Raw genomic sequence first — 16,843 nt, forward strand, 5'->3', positions numbered from 1 at the left:
GGCCACGGAGACCGGCTGTCCGCCATCAGGTGAACGCGCGGGGGGCGCGGAAGGTGCCGGGATCACGGCAAAAGTGCTCGCATCGGGCTGCCGGGCTGACCAGAATCCTTGTATGGAGCCGATCACACTCACCACCGAACGCCTGTTGCTTCGGACCTTCACCCCCGAGGACACGGAGGCGGTCCACGAGGCCTGCCAGGATCCGGACATCCAGCGGTGGACCACGGTTCCCTCCCCTTACGAGTGGCGGCACGCGGCCGAGTTCACGGAGCACATGGTCCCGGACGGCTGGCGCAACGGCACCATCTGCACCTTCGCCGTGCTGCCGCGCGAGGGCGGCCCGCTGATGGCGTCGGTGGCTGTGACCATGCGCACCTTCTCGGGCACCTGGGAGATCGGCTTCTGGACGGGCAAGGAGCACCGGGGCCGGGGCGTGATGGCGGAGAGCGTCACCGCCGTGTCCCACTGGGCCTTCACCAGGCTGGGCGCCACCCGCGTCGAGTGGCGGGCCGAGGTCGGCAACACCGCTTCCCGGGCGGTCGCGGAGAAGGCCGGTTTCCGGATGGAGGGCGAGCTGCGGGCGGCGCTCCTCAACAAGGACACCCTGCGGGACGTGTGGATCGGCGGGCTGCTCCCGTCCGATCTGGGCCTGCCCTGCGACGTCGCGTATCTCCCGGCCCGCTCCTGACCGTCCCCCGGCCGGGTTGTCAGTGACGCCCTCTATCGTGCGGGACATGACGACGCCGCCGCCCACGCTCGAACTCTCCGCCGACGAGGCCCGCCGCATCGCACTGCACGCCCAGGGATTCCTGGGCGCGCCCGACCGGCGCGGCGGAGTCCGGGGCGTACTGCGCCATCTCGGCGCCGTACAGCTCGACACGATCTCGGTGCTGGCGCGTTCGCACGAGCTGGTTCCGTACGCGCGGCTCGGCGCCGTCGGCCGCCGGACGGTCGAGGACGCGTACTGGACGGAGGGGCACAGCTTCGAGTACTGGTCGCACGCGGCGTGCATCCTGCCCGTCGAGGAGTGGCCGCACTTCGCCTTCCGGCGCCGCGCCTTCCGCGCCCGCCCGCACTGGTACCACGACCTGCCGGACGGCGCGTACGACGCGGTGATCAAGCAGCTGCGCGCGGAGGGCCCGCTGACCGCGACCGGCCTGGGCGGCGCGAACAACGGCGGCGAGTGGTGGGACTGGTCCGCCTCCAAGGTCGCCGTCGAGCGCGCGCTGATGTACGGCGAGGTGGTGTGCACCGAGCGGCGCAGCTGGAAGCGGGTGTACGACCTGGCGGAGCGGGCGATCCCGGACGCGCTCCTGCACGACGACCTGGACGACACCGAGTGCCTGCGCCGTCTCGTCCGGCTGGCAGGTGAGTCGCTCGGCGTGGGCACCCGCGCCGACATCGCGGACTACCACCGGCTCAAGGGCGAGCAGTTCGACGCGGTGGTCGCGGACTCGGGGCTGGTGCCGGTGTCGGTCGAGGGCTGGGCCAAGCCCGCCTGGGCCGATCCGGCGGCGCTGGCCTCGCCGCCCCGCGGCCGCCATCGGACGACCCTGCTCTCGCCGTTCGACTCGCTCATCTGGGAGCGTGCGCGCACGGAGCGGATCTTCGGCTTCACCCACCGGCTGGAGGCGTACGTGCCCAAGCCCAAGCGGGTGTACGGCTATTTCGCGATGCCGCTGCTCGCGGGCGGGAAGCTGCTGGGCCGCGTCGATCCGGCGCGCGAGGGGACGACCCTGGTGGCCCGGCAGGTGTCGCTGGACACGCCCAAGGCCGTGGCGCCGATGGCTCAGGCGCTGCGCGAGGCCGCCGAGTGGGTGGGCTGCGACGCGGTCCGCGTCGAACGGGTCGACCGGCCCGAGCTCACCGCGGACCTGGTCAAGGCGCTGGGCTGAGCACGGCGCCGGGCTCCGGCTACCGGATCTCGAGGATCTTCTCCCGCATCGCGTAGACCACGGCCTCCATCCTGGAGTGCAGCTGCAGTTTCTCCAGGATGTTGCGCACGTGGTTCTTGACCGTGTTCTCCGAGATGAACAACTCCTTGGCGATGTCGCGGTTGTTCATGCCGGTGGCCACGAGCTTGAGCACCTCCAGCTCCCGTTCGGTGAGCCGGGGCGCCGGCACGAGCCTGCGCTCGTCGGTGCGCTGGATCATCGACTTGAACTCGGTGAGCAGCTTGGACGCCATGGAGGGGCTGATCTGCGACTGCCCGTCCGCCACCGCGCGAATGGCCGTCGCGACCTCGTCCGTGGAGATCTCCTTGAGGAGATAGCCGGTGGCCCCGGCCTTGATCGCGTCGTAGAGATCGGCCTCCTCGTCGCTGATCGTCAGCATGATGATCTTCGCGCTGGGGGCCACCTCCTTGATGCTGGTGCACGCCTCGATGCCGCCTCGCTTCGGCATCCGGACGTCCATCAGCACGATGTCGGGCAGCAGATCGGCCGCCTTGTCCACGGCCTCCGCGCCGTCGCCGGCCTCGCCGACGACCTCGATGCCCTCCTCGTGCGCGAGGACGATCTCGAGTCCTCGCCGGAACAGCGCGTGGTCGTCCACGACGAGAACCCGGATCGGCTCCTTTCCGGAGTCTCCGGTCACCTCGTCGCAGGGCGCTTCGGTTTCTGCGTGCGTGTCACCGGGGTGGTCCGCGCCGCCGTGCACCGGACCGAATCCGTCCGCCATCGTTCCTCCCCCTGAAGGCCGTGGCCCGAAGATCATGTACGGTTCGCCAACGTCTTTACGGGGCGCACCGGTTGCTTGCGACGTCATGCTTTCATGCCCGGGCGTCGACGTGCTGTTCCCGCGGTCGCACGAAGGTGCCCCTGGGGGCGCACAACGCGCTCCAGGGGCACCGGATTCGTCACCGACGGACCGTGGGGAATGCGGCGTCAGCCGCCGAGCGCACCTCCGGCGCCGCCGGCCTCCGACCCGGCCAGGGGGTCGGTCTCCAGGTGGATGACGCCGTAGTCATAAGCGTGCCGCCGGTAGACGACACTGGGCTGCTTCGTCTCGGAGTCGACGAAGAGATAGAAGTCGTGTCCGACCAGCTCCATCTCGTAGAGCGCCTGGTCGAGCGTCATCGGTGCTGCGGTGTGCAGCTTCTCGCGGACCACCAGCGGCCCTTCGCCCTGCACCTCGATCGACCCGATCCTGGTGGTAGGAACGGGCTCTGCCACTTCTTCGGTGAGCGGCTTGCCGTTGGTGGCGCTCAACTCGGCCACGCCAGGGACGGAATCGGCCACATCGGCTGCGGACAGACGGCCGCTGCCACGTCGGTTGTGGCGCTTGTCGTGCTGCTTGCGAAGCCGCGCCTCCAGCTTGTCCGTCGCGAGGTCCAGCGCCGCGTACGGATCGGAGGCCGCTGCCTCTGCCCGGATCACCGGGCCGCGCGAGCGGAGAGTGATCTCCACCCGGTCGGAACGGTCGGCCTGCCGCGGGTTGGGCTCCTTGGACACCTCGACGTCCAGGCTGATCACCTTGCCGTCGAGCTTCTGGATCTTCTCCAGCTTCAGCTTCTCGGCCACGTGCTTGCGGAACCGCTCGGGCACCTCGGTCTTGCGGCCCTTGACGACGATGTCCACGCAGAACTCCGTTCCCGGATTCGCTCCGCCCGCTCATCGGCTGCGGAGCATCTCCCTCTTGCACCAGGCCCCGGTGTTCTCCGGAGCCTCGGACTTGGCGACTTTCACCTCCTCCTCCCCAGTCGACAAGGTCTCCACCCACCCCAATTTCGGAGGGGCCGCCACCGCTCGTTTCCCGGCCGGGAAAATCGGCAGCCCATTCGGCGGGTCAGGCGCTCGCCTTTCCTCACACCCGAACATAGCTCTCTCGGACGGGTGTCGGCACCCGCTACTCGGAGGTACCTCCGATCAGGCGTTTTCACCCTCTTACCACCTGCAACGATGCAGGTTCCCAGTCAGTTCCGGTTTAATTCGAAGGACAGTGGTGGAACGGCGACGACCGCGGCGCTCGGCCCCGGCGCCCCAACGGAATCCGGCCCTGTCACCCCTGTCACGGCACTCAGTGCCCGAGCCGCCTCGACCAGCGTCGCCCCCGTCGTCATGAGGTCGTCCACGAGGACCGTCCTGCCGCCCGCGAGAAGGCGCGCGCCACCCGCCCGCACCTCCAGCGCCCCCGCCGCGTTGGCGAGCCTCTGCCGGGCCGTGAGCCCCGCCTGGTCGGCCATCCGGCGCCGCTGCCGCAGCACCGGCAGCACTTTCGCGGCCCTGCCCGTCCGCCTCAGCTCACCGGCCGCCGCGAGCGCGATCCGCCGTGCCGCGTCCTGACCCCGGGCCCTGACCGCGCCGGGCGCCGACGGCACGGGCACCAGGAGCAGCGGGCCACCGGGCCCCGCCGTGTCCGCGACCGCCGCACGTACCGCTCCGGCCAGCGCCACGCCCAGCGGACCGGCCAGCCCCAGCGCGCCCCGCTCCTTGTGCGCCAGGAGCACGGCGCGGACCGAGCCCGTGTAGAGCGCGGCAGCGTGCACTGCGGGCAGCCCGGACGGCTCGGGCACCGGCCTGGCCCTGCGCGCGGTACGCCCGTGCAGGAGATGCGCGCACTCGGCGCACAGCTGCGTACGAGGCGCACCGCAGCCGCCGCAGACGGCTGGGAGCACCAGGCCGGAGATCTCACGCCACCACGCCCTCATGGAGACCACTGTGGCCGCGGCGGCGGGCCGTCCGCCACCCCTGTGGACAACCGCGGCCGGACGCCCGCAGGAGGGCGGGAGCTACCCCGGGTAGACCGGCGAGGTCCCCTTCTTGACCAGCGTCTGCCAGTTGGCTCCGGCGGGCAGCCGCACGATGCCGTCCTCCAGCGAGTACGCCACCAGCGGCTGGCTCTCGTCGTCCGACGCGGCGACCGCCTTCACCTGGTTCAGGCCGGGCAGGATCCCCTTGGGGACGGTCGAGCCGTCCGTCTGGATGTAGCGCACCTGCTGCACGCCGCCGGCCTCCTTGCCGACGACCACGAGCCGGCTCGGACCCGCCCAGGAGGCGGCCGTCACGGTCTCCATCTGCGGCGCGGCACGCCGGAGTTCGGTGACGGTCACCACGGGGTCGTCGCCGCCTCCGTGCCGCTCCACCCGCCCGATCCTCAGCGTCGTACTGCCGTCCTTCGTCAGCAGCAGCGCGATGCGCACGCCGTCCGCCGACACCCGCACGGCCTCGATACGCGCCCCGTCCAGGCCCGGAACGATCTTGACCGGCTCCGGGGTGTCCGCGCCGCGCGCGAGCCGCTGCAGCTCCGGCTGGGCCGGATTCCGGTCGGCCACCCACAGATCACCGCGGCCGTCCCAGCTGGGTGCGGACAGCCGGTCGTCGATCCCCTTGCCCGAACTGGTGAGCACGGGCGCGTCCAGCTCGCTGTTGGAGACGATCGAGGCCACGTACAGGCTGCTGAAGTCCGCGGAGACGGCCGCGGCTTTGTGCTCGTCCCTGGCCACGCCGACCGTGCCCAGCCTGAGGCGGCCGTCGCCGAACGGTCCGACCACGTTCTGCGGTTCGTCCGCCTCCGAGGCCCCGGCCGCGATCAGCGCCAGCCGCTGCTTGCTGTCCACGAAGTACTGGTAGTCGGGCCGGCCCGAGGTGTGGTCCGGCGCGTACCCCTCGGCCTGCCCCGCGTTCATCACGCACAGCAGCGAGCCGTTCGAGCGCAGCAGTTCCACGTGTTCGAGCCTGGCCGACGAGAGGTCCTTGATCGTGAACAGGATCTGCGCGGCCATCTTCAGGCACTGCGTCCGACCCACGTTGGACGCCTTGTCGTCGAGGGGGACCTTCAGCGTGTTGCGGTCGTCGAAGGCCAGTGACGTGGTGCCGTCCTTGAGCTTCATCCCCGTGCCGCTGGGGAACCGCGACTCGACGACCGGCTTCAGCCAGTTCGTCGGCCCCTCCAGCAGCGCCTTGACCGCCTGCGTCACCGGGTCCATCCGGGTCACCGGATCCTGCCGCTGCCGGATGTAGACCGGGTCGGCGACCATGACGTCGCGCCCGGAGGCGAAGTAGTACTTGTTGACCGACCGATAGTTGCGCTCGAAGTCGGACGCGCCCAGCAGCAGCCCGGCGGGCAGGCTGTCGATACGCCACTGCTTTCCGTCGGAACCGGCCTTCTGCGACAGATGGATCGTCCTGCGGTACTCGCTCGGCGTGACCGGCTGATAGGCGTGCTGAGCGTCGACCGTGGCGATGTGCCGGCCGAGCAACGGATAGCTCATCCCGGGAGCGTCCTGCCCTCCGGGTATCGGCGCGCCCGGGTCGGGCGCCGCCGCCAGCACCGTCGTGCTCTCCTCCGGCCGCCACCTCTTCGACGCCTCGGGCGTCAGATATGAGCGCGCCGTGTCGAAATTGGTGTCGTCACTGGTCATGGCCTCCAGGAAGCCCGTGACGATCTCGTCGGGGGAGGCGTCCTTCCGCGGGGGCACCGCGTACACGCGCACCTGCGAGTCGGCCCGCTGCGACGCCTTCACCGGGTGGACGTCACCGGAGTCCGGCATCGAGGCGCACCCGGCCAGCAGCACACCGCTGCAGCCGAGCAGTGCCGTTGCCCGCCGCAGTCCCGGCCCGTTACGACGGCGGTCAACGCCCACGAGTCGTGTCCTCCCGCTCCGATGAAGTCCTTGCGGCGGGGGTGGTGCCCCGCTCTCCTGACGGTCGTGCGACGACTCGGGACCCGTTGCCCGGCAGCGCCGTCGGGTCCACCTCGGGGGGCGCCGTGCGCGGCGGCAGCGGGGAGCGGTCCGACGCCGTCTGAACGGGCACGGACGTCAGCCGGTGCCCGTTCACCTCGGGATTCGCCGGCGCACCGGCACGTTCCCGGTTCTGCCGCGAGTCCTGCGGCTCCAGCGGTATCGGGGAGCCGCGCAGCGGCTCGTCCGCGGTGCGCGGCAGGGTCAGACGGAACTGCGAGCCGCCGCCCGGCTCGCCCCACGCCTGCAGCCAGCCGCCGTGGAGCCGCGCGTCCTCGACGGCGATGGACAGACCGAGTCCGGTGCCGCCCGTGGTGCGCGCCCGCGCCGGGTCGGCCCGCCAGAAGCGGTTGAAGACGCGGGTCGCCTCCCCCGGCTTGAGTCCCACCCCGTAGTCCCGCACGGCCACGGCGACCGCGCCGCCGGCCACCGCCATGCGGACCACGACGTCCTTGCCGTCGCCGTGCTCGACGGCGTTGACCACCAGATTGCGCAGCACCCGCTCGACGCGGCGGGCGTCGGCCTCCGCGACGACCGGCTGCTCGTCGCCGACCACCCGTATCCGGCTGCCCTTGCGCTCCGCCAGCGGCTCGGCGCCGCCGATGACCCGCCGTACGACCTCACGCAGGTCTATCGGCTCGGCCTCGAGGGCCGCCGCTCCGGCGTCGAAGCGGCTGATCTCCAGCAGGTCGCCGAGCAGCGACTCGAAGCGGTCGAGCTGGTCACCGAGCAGCTCCGCGGAGCGCGCCGTCACCGGATCGAAGTCACTGCGCGCCTCGTGGATCACGTCGGCGGCCATGCGCACGGTCGTCAGCGGCGTACGCAGCTCGTGCGAGACGTCCGAGACGAACCGGCGCTGCATCCGGGAGAGCTCCTCGAGCTGCTGGATCTTCAGCTGGAGGTTCTGGGCCATCTTGTTGAAGGCTTCGCCGAGCCGGGCGATGTCGTCCTCGCCGGTGACCTTCATCCGCTCCTGGAGCCGGCCCGCCGCGAGACGCTCGGCGATACCGGCCGCCATCCGGACCGGGGTGACGATCTGCCGCACCACCAGCCAGGCGATCGCCCCGAGCAGCACGACGACGAAGAGCCCGGCCGTCGCCAGGGTGCCTCTGACCAGGTTGAGCGACTGCTCCTCCTGCGCCAGCGGGAAGACGTAGTACAGCTCGTACGGATTGCCCTCGATGTCGTTCAGCTGCGTGCCCACCACGAGCCCGGGCTCCGGCTGGAGCACGTTGTCCGTGTACTGGATGCTGAGGTACGTCTCGAACGTCCCCGCTTCCTCCCTGACGTTGTCCCTCAGGTCCTGCGGGATGCTCGCCGGGTCCACGGCCCCGGACGTACGCGGCGCGCGGCTGGTGCCGGCGCCCTGCGCGTCCGCGCTGAGCGCGACCACGTTGAAAGCGCCCTGGCCGCCACTGGACAGCTGCACCACGAGATCGGAACGCCAGGTGCGCGCGTTCGCGCCTTCGCCGCTGTCGTCGCCCCCGCCGGGACCGATCGGAGCATTCGCCTTCTCCCTGGCCACGGCGAAACCGCCGGCCGCCTGGCTCTGCGCCGCCTTGCTCTTGGCGTCGAGCAGGCCGTTGCGGACCTGGCCGATGACGACGAATCCGAGCAGCACCACCACGCCGAGCGACATGAGCAGGGTGCTCACGACCACCCGGAGCTGAATGTTCCGCCGCCACAGCCGCACCGCGGGCAGCAGCGGGCGCCTCACCCAGCGCATGACGAGCCGCGGCACCGGCCCATTGGGGGCGCCTTCCTGGAGCAGCCGTCCGCCGTGCAGCAGTCGGCCGAGACGCCTGGGCCCATACCCCGCTCCGGCAGCCCGCCCCTTGTGGGCCGCCGGCTCGCCGGGCCCGGGAGCAACGCTGCCGCCGGGCATGTCAGCTCGGCCCTGCCTTGTAACCGACACCACGGACGGTCACCACGATCTCCGGGCGCTCCGGGTCCTTCTCGACCTTCGAGCGCAGCCGCTGCACATGCACATTGACCAGCCGGGTGTCGGCGGCGTGGCGATAACCCCACACCTGCTCCAGCAGCACCTCGCGGGTGAACACCTGCCAGGGCTTACGCGCGAGCGCGACCAGCAGATCGAACTCGAGCGGAGTCAGAGCTATGGACTGCCCGTCCCGCTTCACGGAGTGGCCGGCGACATCGATGACCAGGTCACCGATGGTCAGCTGCTCCGGCGCCGGCTCCTCCGACCGCCGCAGCCGCGCCCGGATCCGGGCGACCAGCTCCTTCGGCTTGAACGGCTTGACGATGTAGTCGTCGGCCCCCGACTCGAGCCCGACCACGACGTCGACCGTGTCGCTCTTGGCGGTCAGCATCACGATCGGAACGCCGGACTCTGCGCGGATGAGCCGGCACACCTCGATGCCGTCCCGTCCGGGCAGCATGAGGTCCAGCAGCACAAGGTCGGGTTTGGCCTCCCGGAAAGCGGCAAGCGCCTTGTCACCGTCCGCTACGAACGACGGCTCGAAACCTTCACCACGCAGCACAATGCCGAGCATCTCGGCCAGTGCGGTGTCGTCGTCGACGACAAGGACTCGTCCCTTCATAAACGCAATCATCCCATTAGCTAATCGTTACCTGGCGTGACCTGGCACACAGCTCCGCGATCCCGACCCCCGTGACCGGCGACAACGCCCCTTCCTCGGTGACGATCGCGGTCACCAGATCGGGCGGTGTGACATCGAACGCGGGGTTGTACGCCTGCGTTCCCACAGGGGCCACGGACAGCCCGCCGCTTCCGGCGCCGGCCACTGCGGACTGCGGGGATGTTACCTCCGTCACCTCGTGTCCCGGCCGCTGCTCCACCTCGATCGCCGCGCCGTCCGGTGTCGCCAGGTCCACCGTCGTCGTCGGCGCGACCACGACGAACGGCACATGGTGGTACTTGGCCAGGACCGCCAGCGGATAGCTGCCGACCTTGTTGGCCACCGATCCGTCCGCGGCGATCCGGTCCGCGCCGATCAGTACAGCGTCCACCTCCCCGGCCGCGAAGAGCGAACCCGCGGCGTTGTCCGTCAGCAGCGTGTAGGGCAGTCCGTTGCGCGCCGCCTCGTAGGCGGTCAGCCGCGAGCCCTGAAGCAGCGGGCGTGTCTCGTCCACCCAGAGCCGTTGCAGTCGCCCTGCCCGGTGTGCGGAGAGCGCCACGGCGAACGCCGTCCCCTCGCCGCCGGACACCAGCGCCCCGGTGTTGCAGTGCGTCAGGATCCGGTGACCGCCGCCGGGCAGCAGCTCCTCCAGCAGCGCCAGTCCGTGCGCGGCCATCCTCGCGCTGGCCTCGGCGTCATGGCGGTGCAGCTCCTGGGCCGCCGTGAGCGCTGCCTTGGCGGCCCGCTCGGCGCCCGCGCCCTGCTGGAGCGCCGCCCGGTGCGCGGACGCGGCCAGCCGCACCCCGTACCCGAGGTTCACGGCGGTGGGCCGCGCGCCGGCCAGCAGCTCGGCGGACTCCTCCACGTCGAAGCCCCGCAGGGCGGCGAGCGCCACACCATAGGCGCCGGCGATGCCGAGGAGGGGCGCCCCGCGCACGGCGAGCGTCCGGATCGCCCGTACCAGGGCGGGAACGTCGGTGCAGACCAGCTCGACCTCCTCGGCGGGCAGCCTGGTCTGGTCGAGAAGCACCAGTACGGGCCCTTCGGGCGGCTCGTCCCAGCGCAGCACCGGAAGCTTCGCCCGCTCGGCGACCACTTGGTTTCGTACGTGCTGATCAGCCATCCGCCCAGTCTGCCCGGTGGGCCTCCGACAATGAAGGTGCGAAGGTGACCCGGGCGGCGGTCCGCCGACCGGCTACGCGTGGCACGATGGCAGCCAAACCAGCTGCCCGCAGCGGCGGCGGGGCACCGTGAACGTGCCGGCTCGACGAGCCGGCCCCGACACCAATCCATGAGGTGGACGACCGTGAACGACACCCCGGGCTGGGCATCGCCCGGATCGGCTCCCTCCGAAGGCCAGAACACCGGCGTGCCGCACCCGGCCCCGCCTGCCGACGGAAACGGTCCCGCCACGAAGTGGTCCAAGGAGCAGCCCGCTCCCGGACAGTGGTCCGCGCCCACCGGTCCCGGCCAGGCCCCCGGGCCGCCGCCGGGATGGGGCGGCGGGTACGGCGGCGGCTGGGGCCGGCCCCCGGCCGTGGCCAAGCCGGGAGTCATCCCGCTGCGTCCCCTGGGCGTCGGTGAGATCCTCGACGGCGCCGTGTCGACGCTGCGCGCGCACTGGCGCACGATCCTCGGTGTGACCGTCACTGTCGCGGTCGTCTCCCAGGTCGCCAATGTCCTCGTGGACCGCTACCTGCTCCCGGAGGTGCCGGCCGTCGATCCCGACGCGACGCCCGAGGAAGCCCTGGAGCAGTCGCTCGACTCCATGCAGGCCAGTCTGGTGGGCCTCGGCCCCACCCTGCTGATCATGCTGGTCGGCACGCTGCTCAGCACCGCACTGCTCACCGTGGTGATCAGCCGCTCCGTCCTGGGCCGGCCGGTGACCCTCGCCGAGGCATGGCGCGAGGCCCGGCCGCGGCTGCCGCATCTGCTGGGGCTCATCCTGCTGCTGCCCCTGGGCAGCATCGTGATCATGACGGTGGGTGTGCTGCCCGGTGCGCTCATCGGCGGCGCAGGGGTGCTGCTCTCCGTGCTGGGCGGACTCGCCGCGATCGGCGTCATCATCTGGCTCGGGATCCGCTTCTCCCTGGCGTCCCCCGCCCTCGTGCTGGAACGCCAGGGCGTCATCGCCTCCCTGCGCCGCTCCGCCAAACTGGTTCAGGGCACCTGGTGGCGCATCTTCGGCATCACGCTGCTGACTCTGCTGCTCGTCTTCATCGTGAGCCTGGTCATCGTCCTTCCGTTCACGATCCTCGCCTTCGCGGTGGACGGGACCGCGCTGAGCGAGCTGTTCACCGGGGCCGCCCCAAACTTCGGCTGGGGTTTCCTGATCATCGCGAGCATCGGCTCCGTGATCGCTTCGTCGATCACCTACCCGATCACCGCGGGCGTGACGGTCCTCCTCTACGTGGACCAGCGCATCCGCCGCGAAGCGCTCGACCTCGAACTCGCCCGCGCGGCGGGCCTCCCCGGCTACGGTTCGGCACCGCCCGGCGCCGGACCCACCGGAGGCTGATGCGGTGTTGGGCACGGGGGGCGCAACGGCAGCACCGCTGATCCGGGTGAGCGACGACGTACCGGTGGACATCCCACGCGTTCCCGCCCGCGAGGCGGCGGAGCGGGAGCTGTCCCGGCCGATGTACCACGAGAACGACCCGAACCTGCTCGAACGCGCCCTCAACCGCTTCTGGGAGTGGGTCGACGACCTCTTCGGCGCCGCTTCGAGCGGAGCGCCGGGAGGCACGCTCGGGCTGATCGTCATCGTCCTCGTCGTCGTCGCCCTGGCGGCTGCGCTCTGGTGGCGGCTCGGTAAGCCCCAGCGGGCGGCGACCGGTTCGGACTCGCTGTTCGACGACCGCCCGCGTGATGCCTCCGCACACCGCGCGGCAGCGGACAAGCACGCCGCCGCCGACCGCTGGAACCAGGCCGTCCAGGAACGGATGCGCGCCATCGTCCGGTCCCTGGAGGAACGGACCCTCCTCGACCCGCGGCCCGGCCGCACCGCCGACGAAGCCGCCGCGGAGGCGGGCCGTCCGCTGCCCGCCCACGCCGACGAACTGCGCGCGGCGGCCCGGACCTTCGACGACGTCACATACGGCGGCCGCACGGCCGACCGGCGGGCGTACGAACGGCTCCGGGAGCTGGACCTCGCGCTGGAGCGCGCCAAGCCCCTGACCGCCGGCGCTGCACAGGGAGCGGCCGAATGACCGGGCCGACCAGCACCACCTCCATGTCGCCCTCCACCCGCCAGGTGTGGAACCGGGTGCGCGGCCTGCTCCTCGTCGTCGCGCTCCTCGTCGTGGCCGGCATCGCCATGGCCGCACTGCAGTCCGGCGACCATCACGGCCGACTCGACCCGCGCTCGGCGGACCCGTACGGCAGCCGTGCCGTCGCCGAACTCCTCAAGGCGCGCGGTGTCTCGACCCGGGTCGTCACCACCCTCGACGACGCCACCGCCGCGGCCGGCCCGGACACCACGGTCCTCGTCGCGCAACCCGAGACGCTCACGGACGCCCAGCAGCGGGACTTCCGGTCCGCGACGGCCACCGCCGGCGGCCGTACGGTACTGGTCGCGCCGGGTTGGGCATCCGTCGAAACGCTGGCCCCCGGCGCCGATGTCGACGTTCCCGCCGATGTCTCCGTCCGCGGCCCGCAGTGCGACCTCGCCGCCGCCCGCAGCGCCGGCAGCGCCGAAGTCGGCGGCGAGCGGTACATCGTCGACACGGCCGACGTTCCCGGCACCGACAGCTGCTACCCGAACGACGGACTGCCCTCCCTGGTCAGGATCCCCGCCGAGAACGACGGCGACACCGTCCTCCTGGGCTCCCCCGACATCCTGTTCAACGATCGTCTGGACAAGCACGGCAACGCCTCTCTCTCCCTGCAACTCCTCGGGTCCCGACCCGAGCTGGTCTGGTACATCCCTTCGCTGGACGATCCCTCCGCGGTGGAGCCTGCGGACGGGGAGGGCGACGACAGCAGCGGCCGTGACACCGAGGCCGAGAGCGAGGACTCGTTCTTCGACCTGATCCCCGGTGGCTGGCTGTGGGGCACTTTGCAGCTCGCCCTGGCCGCCGTCCTCGCCGCCGTCTGGCGGGCGCGCCGGCTCGGCCCCTTGGTCACCGAACGGCTGCCGGTCGCCATCCGCGCCTCGGAAGCCACCGAAGGACGCGCCCGCCTCTATCGCAAGGTGAACGCCCGAGACCGTGCCGCCGCCTCGCTCCGTGCCGCCACCAGAACCCGCCTCGCCCCACTCCTCGGCGTCTCCGCGGCCGAGACCCACTCACCCGAAGCCCTGCTTCCCGCGGTCTCGGCGCACCTCCCCGACGGGGAGCACGACACCCGCGAGCTGCTCTTCGGCGCACCCCCGGCCGACGACGCAGCCCTTGTACGACTCGCAGACCAACTCGACGCCCTCGAAAGAGAGGTACGCACCTCATGAGCGCCCCGACCCCCGAGACAGCCGAGAGCTCGGACCGCGCACGCTCCTCCCTGGAGGCCCTGCGCGCCGAGATCGCCAAGGCCGTGGTCGGCCAGGACCCCGCTGTCACCGGTCTCGTCGTGGCCCTGCTCTGCCGCGGCCATGTGCTCCTCGAGGGAGTCCCCGGTGTCGCCAAGACACTGCTGGTCCGCGCCTTGGCCGCCTCTCTCGAACTCGACACGAAGCGCGTCCAGTTCACCCCCGACCTGATGCCCAGCGATGTCACCGGCTCCCTGGTCTACGACACGCACACCTCACAGTTCTCCTTCCAGCCCGGGCCGGTGTTCACCAACCTGCTGCTCGCCGACGAGATCAACCGCACTCCGCCCAAGACCCAGTCGTCGCTCCTCGAAGCGATGGAGGAGCGCCAGGTCACGGTCGACGGCACACCGCGTCCCCTCCCGGAGCCGTTCCTCGTCGCAGCGACGCAGAACCCGGTCGAGTACGAAGGCACCTACCCCCTTCCCGAAGCTCAGCTGGACCGATTCCTTCTCAAACTGACCGTGCCTCTCCCCTCCCGCGAGGACGAGATCAATGTCCTGACCCGGCACGCCGACGGTTTCAATCCGCGTGACCTGGAAGCGGCGGGGGTGCGTCCCGTCGCCGGCCTCGCGGAACTGGAGGCGGCGCGTGCCGCCGTCGCCAAGACATCGGTCTCCGCCGACATCGCCGCCTATGTCGTCGATATCTGTCGTGCCACCCGCGAGTCCCCCTCACTCACTCTGGGCGCCTCCCCCCGAGGCGCCACAGCCCTGCTGTCCACCGCCCGCGCCTGGGCCTGGCTCACCGGACGCGACTACGTCATCCCCGATGATGTGAAGGCCCTGGCTCTGCCGACCCTTCGGCACCGGCTCCAGCTCCGGCCCGAGGCGGAGATGGAGGGAGTCACCGCCGACTCCGTCATCACCGCGATCCTCGCCCACGTCCCCGTCCCCCGCTGAGGCGACCGATGGCCCTCACCGGACGGACTGCGCTCCTGGCCGCTCTCGGCTCTCTCCCCGTGGGCATCCTCGCCCCGAGCTGGACGGGGATGCTCGCTGTCAACGCGCCTCTCTCACTCGCAATCCTGTGTGACTACGCCCTCGCCGCGCCAGTGCGAACGCTCCGATTCACCCGAAGCGGTGACACAACAGTTCGACTCGGTGACGATGCCAAGGTCGAGCTGACCGTCGCCAATCCCTCCGGACGCACGCTGCGGGCCCACATCCGTGATGCCTGGCCGCCCAGCAGCTGGCTGTCCGGCACAGGGCAGGAGGCCTCCCGCCACCGGCTCACCATTCCGGCCGGTGAACGCCGCCGTCTCACCACGGTCCTGCGGCCCACACGACGAGGCGACCGCCTGGCCGAACGCATCACGGTCCGCTCCTACGGCCCACTGGGCCTGGCGGCCCGGCAGGGAAGCCACAAGGCCCCGTGGACGGTCCGCGTCCTGCCGCCGTTCACCAGCCGGAAGCACCTGCCCTCACGACTGGCCCGCCTCCGCGAACTCGACGGCCGCACAAGCGTCCTCGTCCGCGGACAGGGCACCGAATTCGACAGCCTGCGCGACTACGTGCCGGGGGACGACACACGCTCCATCGACTGGCGGGCCACCGCACGCCGGTCCACGGTCGCGGTCCGCACCTGGCGTCCGGAACGTGACCGTCACATCCTCATCGTCCTCGACACCGGGCGGACTTCGGCCGGCCGTGTGGGGGACGTGCCCCGCCTGGACGCCGCGATGGACGCCGCACTGCTTCTCAGCGCACTCGCGGCCCGCGCCGGCGACCGGGTCGGCCTGCTGGCCTACGATCGCCGCGTCCGCGCGCAGGTCCTCGGGCGCTCCGCCGGCGACATCCTGCCGGCCCTCGTCAACGCCTTCGCCCCGCTGGAGCCGGAGCTCGTCGAGACCGACGCCCGTGGTCTCAGCGCGGCCGCACTGCAGAACGCTCCCCGCCGGTCGCTCGTCGTACTGCTGACCAGCCTCGATGCCGCCCCGGTCGAGGAAGGACTGCTCCCCGTACTTCCCCGGCTGACCCAGCGGCACACGGTCCTGGTGGCTTCTGTGGCCGACCCTCACATCGAGAACATGACCGGCGGCCGGGGCTCCGCCGAAGACGTCTACGACGCCGCTGCGGGTACGCAGGCCCAGGCCCAGCGCCGTCGGTCGGCAGAGCAACTGCAGCGCCACGGCGTGACGGTCGTGGACGCGACACCGGAGAAGCTCGCCCCTGCCCTCGCCGACGCGTATCTCGCGCTCAAGGCCGCCGGGCGCCTCTGATCCGCGGTTGAGATCTCGTCGTGGACAATCAGGGACGTGACGCGACCCCTGAACCGTAACCGCTCCCTTGAAGAGCTTGAACACGACTACTGGCCGGCTCCGGGAGCCGACGCCACCCGGCTTATCACTACTGCACACGCCTTGCGGCGTCGGCCGATCGGCAAGTTGACCGTCGAGGACATGCGCTTGTTGATCGGGCAGAGCATAGGCCTGCCCTACCTCCTGCCACTGGCAGCGGAAGTACTGCGGGAGAACCCGATGGCAGAGGGGCACATGTACGAAGGTGATCTGCTGTCCGCGGTCCTCACCAGGAACCCAGCGGTCTGGACCGAGTTTTCCGGCCTTGCTGGAGAGTTTCGCGCCATCGTCGCGGAGTTGACCGACCTGCCTCCTGAGCTGCAACAGAAGGTCGAGCGGTTCTTGGCTTCGTAGAGCACTGGTGCGGGATGGTGAGCCCTGAACGCAGGAAGGCCCCGCACCAGAGGTGCGGGGCCTTCCCACAATAATTGTTCGGCGGCGTCCTACTCTCCCACAGGGTCCCCCCTGCAGTACCATCGGCGCTGAAAGGCTTAGCTTCCGGGTTCGGAATGTAACCGGGCGTTTCCCTAACGCAATGACCACCGAAACACTATGAAGATGTCCGAACTACCAGCCGGCAACCCACACACATGGGTCGGGCGAGTTCGTTACTTCAGAACTAACACAGTGGACGCGAGCAACTGAGGACAAGCCCTCGGCCTATTAGTACCGGTCAACTCCACCCCTTACAGGGCTTCCATATCCGGCCTATCAACCCAGTCGTCTACTGGGAGCCT

15 protein-coding genes and 2 rRNA genes are annotated in these 16,843 nt (G+C 70.9%); 8 read left to right on the plus strand and 9 right to left on the minus strand.

The annotated features are described in order from the left end of the window. The first annotated feature begins 112 nt into the window (after positions 1-112). Positions 113-688 (plus strand): GNAT family N-acetyltransferase, encoded by a 576-nt coding sequence (locus tag ACWD01_RS02640; protein ID WP_451157285.1) that lies wholly within the window; start codon positions 113-115, stop codon positions 686-688. Positions 689-734: 46 nt separating this feature from the next. Beyond that, positions 735-1,895, plus strand: coding sequence for a winged helix-turn-helix domain-containing protein (locus tag ACWD01_RS02645; RefSeq protein ID WP_451157287.1), 1,161 nt, complete (start codon positions 735-737; stop codon positions 1,893-1,895). Positions 1,896-1,914: 19 nt separating this feature from the next. Here ACWD01_RS02645 and ACWD01_RS02650 read toward each other — a convergent pair whose 3' ends face one another. The 7 genes from ACWD01_RS02650 to mtnA form a co-directional block, all read right to left on the minus strand. Next, the gene (locus ACWD01_RS02650; RefSeq protein WP_451157289.1) at positions 1,915-2,679 is read right to left on the minus strand and encodes a response regulator; all 765 of its coding nucleotides are present in this window, start codon (positions 2,677-2,679) and stop codon (positions 1,915-1,917) included. 206 nt (positions 2,680-2,885) lie between these two features. Next, positions 2,886-3,578: a ribosome hibernation-promoting factor, HPF/YfiA family gene (gene hpf, locus ACWD01_RS02655; RefSeq protein WP_451157291.1), complete on the minus strand. Its 693-nt coding sequence runs from the start codon at positions 3,576-3,578 to the stop codon at positions 2,886-2,888. Positions 3,579-3,913: 335 nt separating this feature from the next. Continuing rightward, positions 3,914-4,648 (minus strand): ComF family protein, encoded by a 735-nt coding sequence (locus ACWD01_RS02660; protein ID WP_451157293.1) that lies wholly within the window; start codon positions 4,646-4,648, stop codon positions 3,914-3,916. Between the two features lie 81 nt (positions 4,649-4,729). Continuing rightward, positions 4,730-6,583, minus strand: a complete 1,854-nt coding sequence (locus ACWD01_RS02665) for an LpqB family beta-propeller domain-containing protein (protein WP_451157295.1) — start codon at positions 6,581-6,583, stop codon at positions 4,730-4,732. Then, on the minus strand, positions 6,573-8,567 hold the full coding sequence (gene mtrB / locus ACWD01_RS02670; protein WP_451157297.1) for an MtrAB system histidine kinase MtrB: 1,995 nt from the start codon (positions 8,565-8,567) through the stop codon (positions 6,573-6,575). The genes ACWD01_RS02665 and mtrB overlap by 11 nt, the downstream gene beginning before the upstream one ends. 1 nt (position 8,568) lies before the next feature. Continuing rightward, complete coding sequence (mtrA, locus tag ACWD01_RS02675) at positions 8,569-9,258, minus strand: two-component system response regulator MtrA (protein ID WP_319020203.1); 690 nt, start codon at positions 9,256-9,258, stop codon at positions 8,569-8,571. Positions 9,259-9,262: 4 nt separating this feature from the next. Further along, positions 9,263-10,408 carry an S-methyl-5-thioribose-1-phosphate isomerase gene (gene mtnA, locus ACWD01_RS02680; RefSeq protein ID WP_451157299.1) on the minus strand — a complete coding sequence of 382 codons (1,146 nt, stop codon included), beginning with the start codon at positions 10,406-10,408 and terminating at the stop codon, positions 9,263-9,265. Between the two features lie 183 nt (positions 10,409-10,591). On the opposite strand from mtnA, the gene ACWD01_RS02685 reads away from it, so the two are divergent. The 6 genes from ACWD01_RS02685 to ACWD01_RS02710 are packed head-to-tail and all read left to right on the plus strand — an operon-like array spanning position 10,592 to position 16,460. Further along, positions 10,592-11,803, plus strand: coding sequence for a hypothetical protein (locus ACWD01_RS02685; RefSeq protein WP_451157301.1), 1,212 nt, complete (start codon positions 10,592-10,594; stop codon positions 11,801-11,803). A gap of 4 nt (positions 11,804-11,807) precedes the next feature. After that, a complete protein-coding gene (locus tag ACWD01_RS02690) occupies positions 11,808-12,494 on the plus strand; it encodes a DUF4129 domain-containing protein (RefSeq protein WP_451157303.1) in 687 nt (228 codons plus the stop codon). After that, positions 12,491-13,729: a DUF4350 domain-containing protein gene (locus ACWD01_RS02695; protein WP_451157305.1), complete on the plus strand. Its 1,239-nt coding sequence runs from the start codon at positions 12,491-12,493 to the stop codon at positions 13,727-13,729. Before ACWD01_RS02690 ends, ACWD01_RS02695 begins: the two co-directional genes overlap by 4 nt. Continuing rightward, positions 13,726-14,709 (plus strand): AAA family ATPase, encoded by a 984-nt coding sequence (locus tag ACWD01_RS02700; RefSeq protein WP_451157307.1) that lies wholly within the window; start codon positions 13,726-13,728, stop codon positions 14,707-14,709. Before ACWD01_RS02695 ends, ACWD01_RS02700 begins: the two co-directional genes overlap by 4 nt. Positions 14,710-14,717: 8 nt before the next feature. Continuing rightward, a complete protein-coding gene (locus ACWD01_RS02705) occupies positions 14,718-16,028 on the plus strand; it encodes a DUF58 domain-containing protein (RefSeq protein ID WP_451157309.1) in 1,311 nt (436 codons plus the stop codon). Between the two features lie 36 nt (positions 16,029-16,064). After that, entirely contained in the window at positions 16,065-16,460 is a 396-nt protein-coding gene (locus tag ACWD01_RS02710) for a contact-dependent growth inhibition system immunity protein (RefSeq protein ID WP_451157311.1), read from the plus strand. 76 nt (positions 16,461-16,536) lie between these two features. On the opposite strand, the gene rrf is transcribed toward ACWD01_RS02710, so the two are convergent. Beyond that, a 5S ribosomal RNA gene (rrf, locus tag ACWD01_RS02715) occupies positions 16,537-16,653 on the minus strand. A 96-nt stretch (positions 16,654-16,749) separates the two neighbouring features. After that, a 23S ribosomal RNA gene (locus tag ACWD01_RS02720) occupies positions 16,750-16,843 on the minus strand; the annotation flags it as partial.

Source organism: Streptomyces sp. NPDC002835, assembly GCF_053591995.1.

Excerpts from the sequence above, each read along its gene's own strand:
- ACWD01_RS02660 (WP_451157293.1), bottom strand. The coding sequence starts at position 4,648 with ATGAGGGCGTGGTGGCGTGAGATCTCCGGCCTGGTGCTCCCAGCCGTC.
- ACWD01_RS02700 (WP_451157307.1), top strand. The coding sequence starts at position 13,726 with ATGAGCGCCCCGACCCCCGAGACAGCCGAGAGCTCGGACCGCGCACGC.
- ACWD01_RS02650 (WP_451157289.1), bottom strand. The coding sequence starts at position 2,679 with ATGGCGGACGGATTCGGTCCGGTGCACGGCGGCGCGGACCACCCCGGT.
- mtrA (WP_319020203.1), bottom strand. The coding sequence starts at position 9,258 with ATGATTGCGTTTATGAAGGGACGAGTCCTTGTCGTCGACGACGACACC.
- mtnA (WP_451157299.1), bottom strand. The coding sequence starts at position 10,408 with ATGGCTGATCAGCACGTACGAAACCAAGTGGTCGCCGAGCGGGCGAAG.
- mtrB (WP_451157297.1), bottom strand. The coding sequence starts at position 8,567 with ATGCCCGGCGGCAGCGTTGCTCCCGGGCCCGGCGAGCCGGCGGCCCAC.
- ACWD01_RS02695 (WP_451157305.1), top strand. The coding sequence starts at position 12,491 with ATGACCGGGCCGACCAGCACCACCTCCATGTCGCCCTCCACCCGCCAG.
- ACWD01_RS02640 (WP_451157285.1), top strand. The coding sequence starts at position 113 with ATGGAGCCGATCACACTCACCACCGAACGCCTGTTGCTTCGGACCTTC.
- ACWD01_RS02705 (WP_451157309.1), top strand. The coding sequence starts at position 14,718 with ATGGCCCTCACCGGACGGACTGCGCTCCTGGCCGCTCTCGGCTCTCTC.
- ACWD01_RS02645 (WP_451157287.1), top strand. The coding sequence starts at position 735 with ATGACGACGCCGCCGCCCACGCTCGAACTCTCCGCCGACGAGGCCCGC.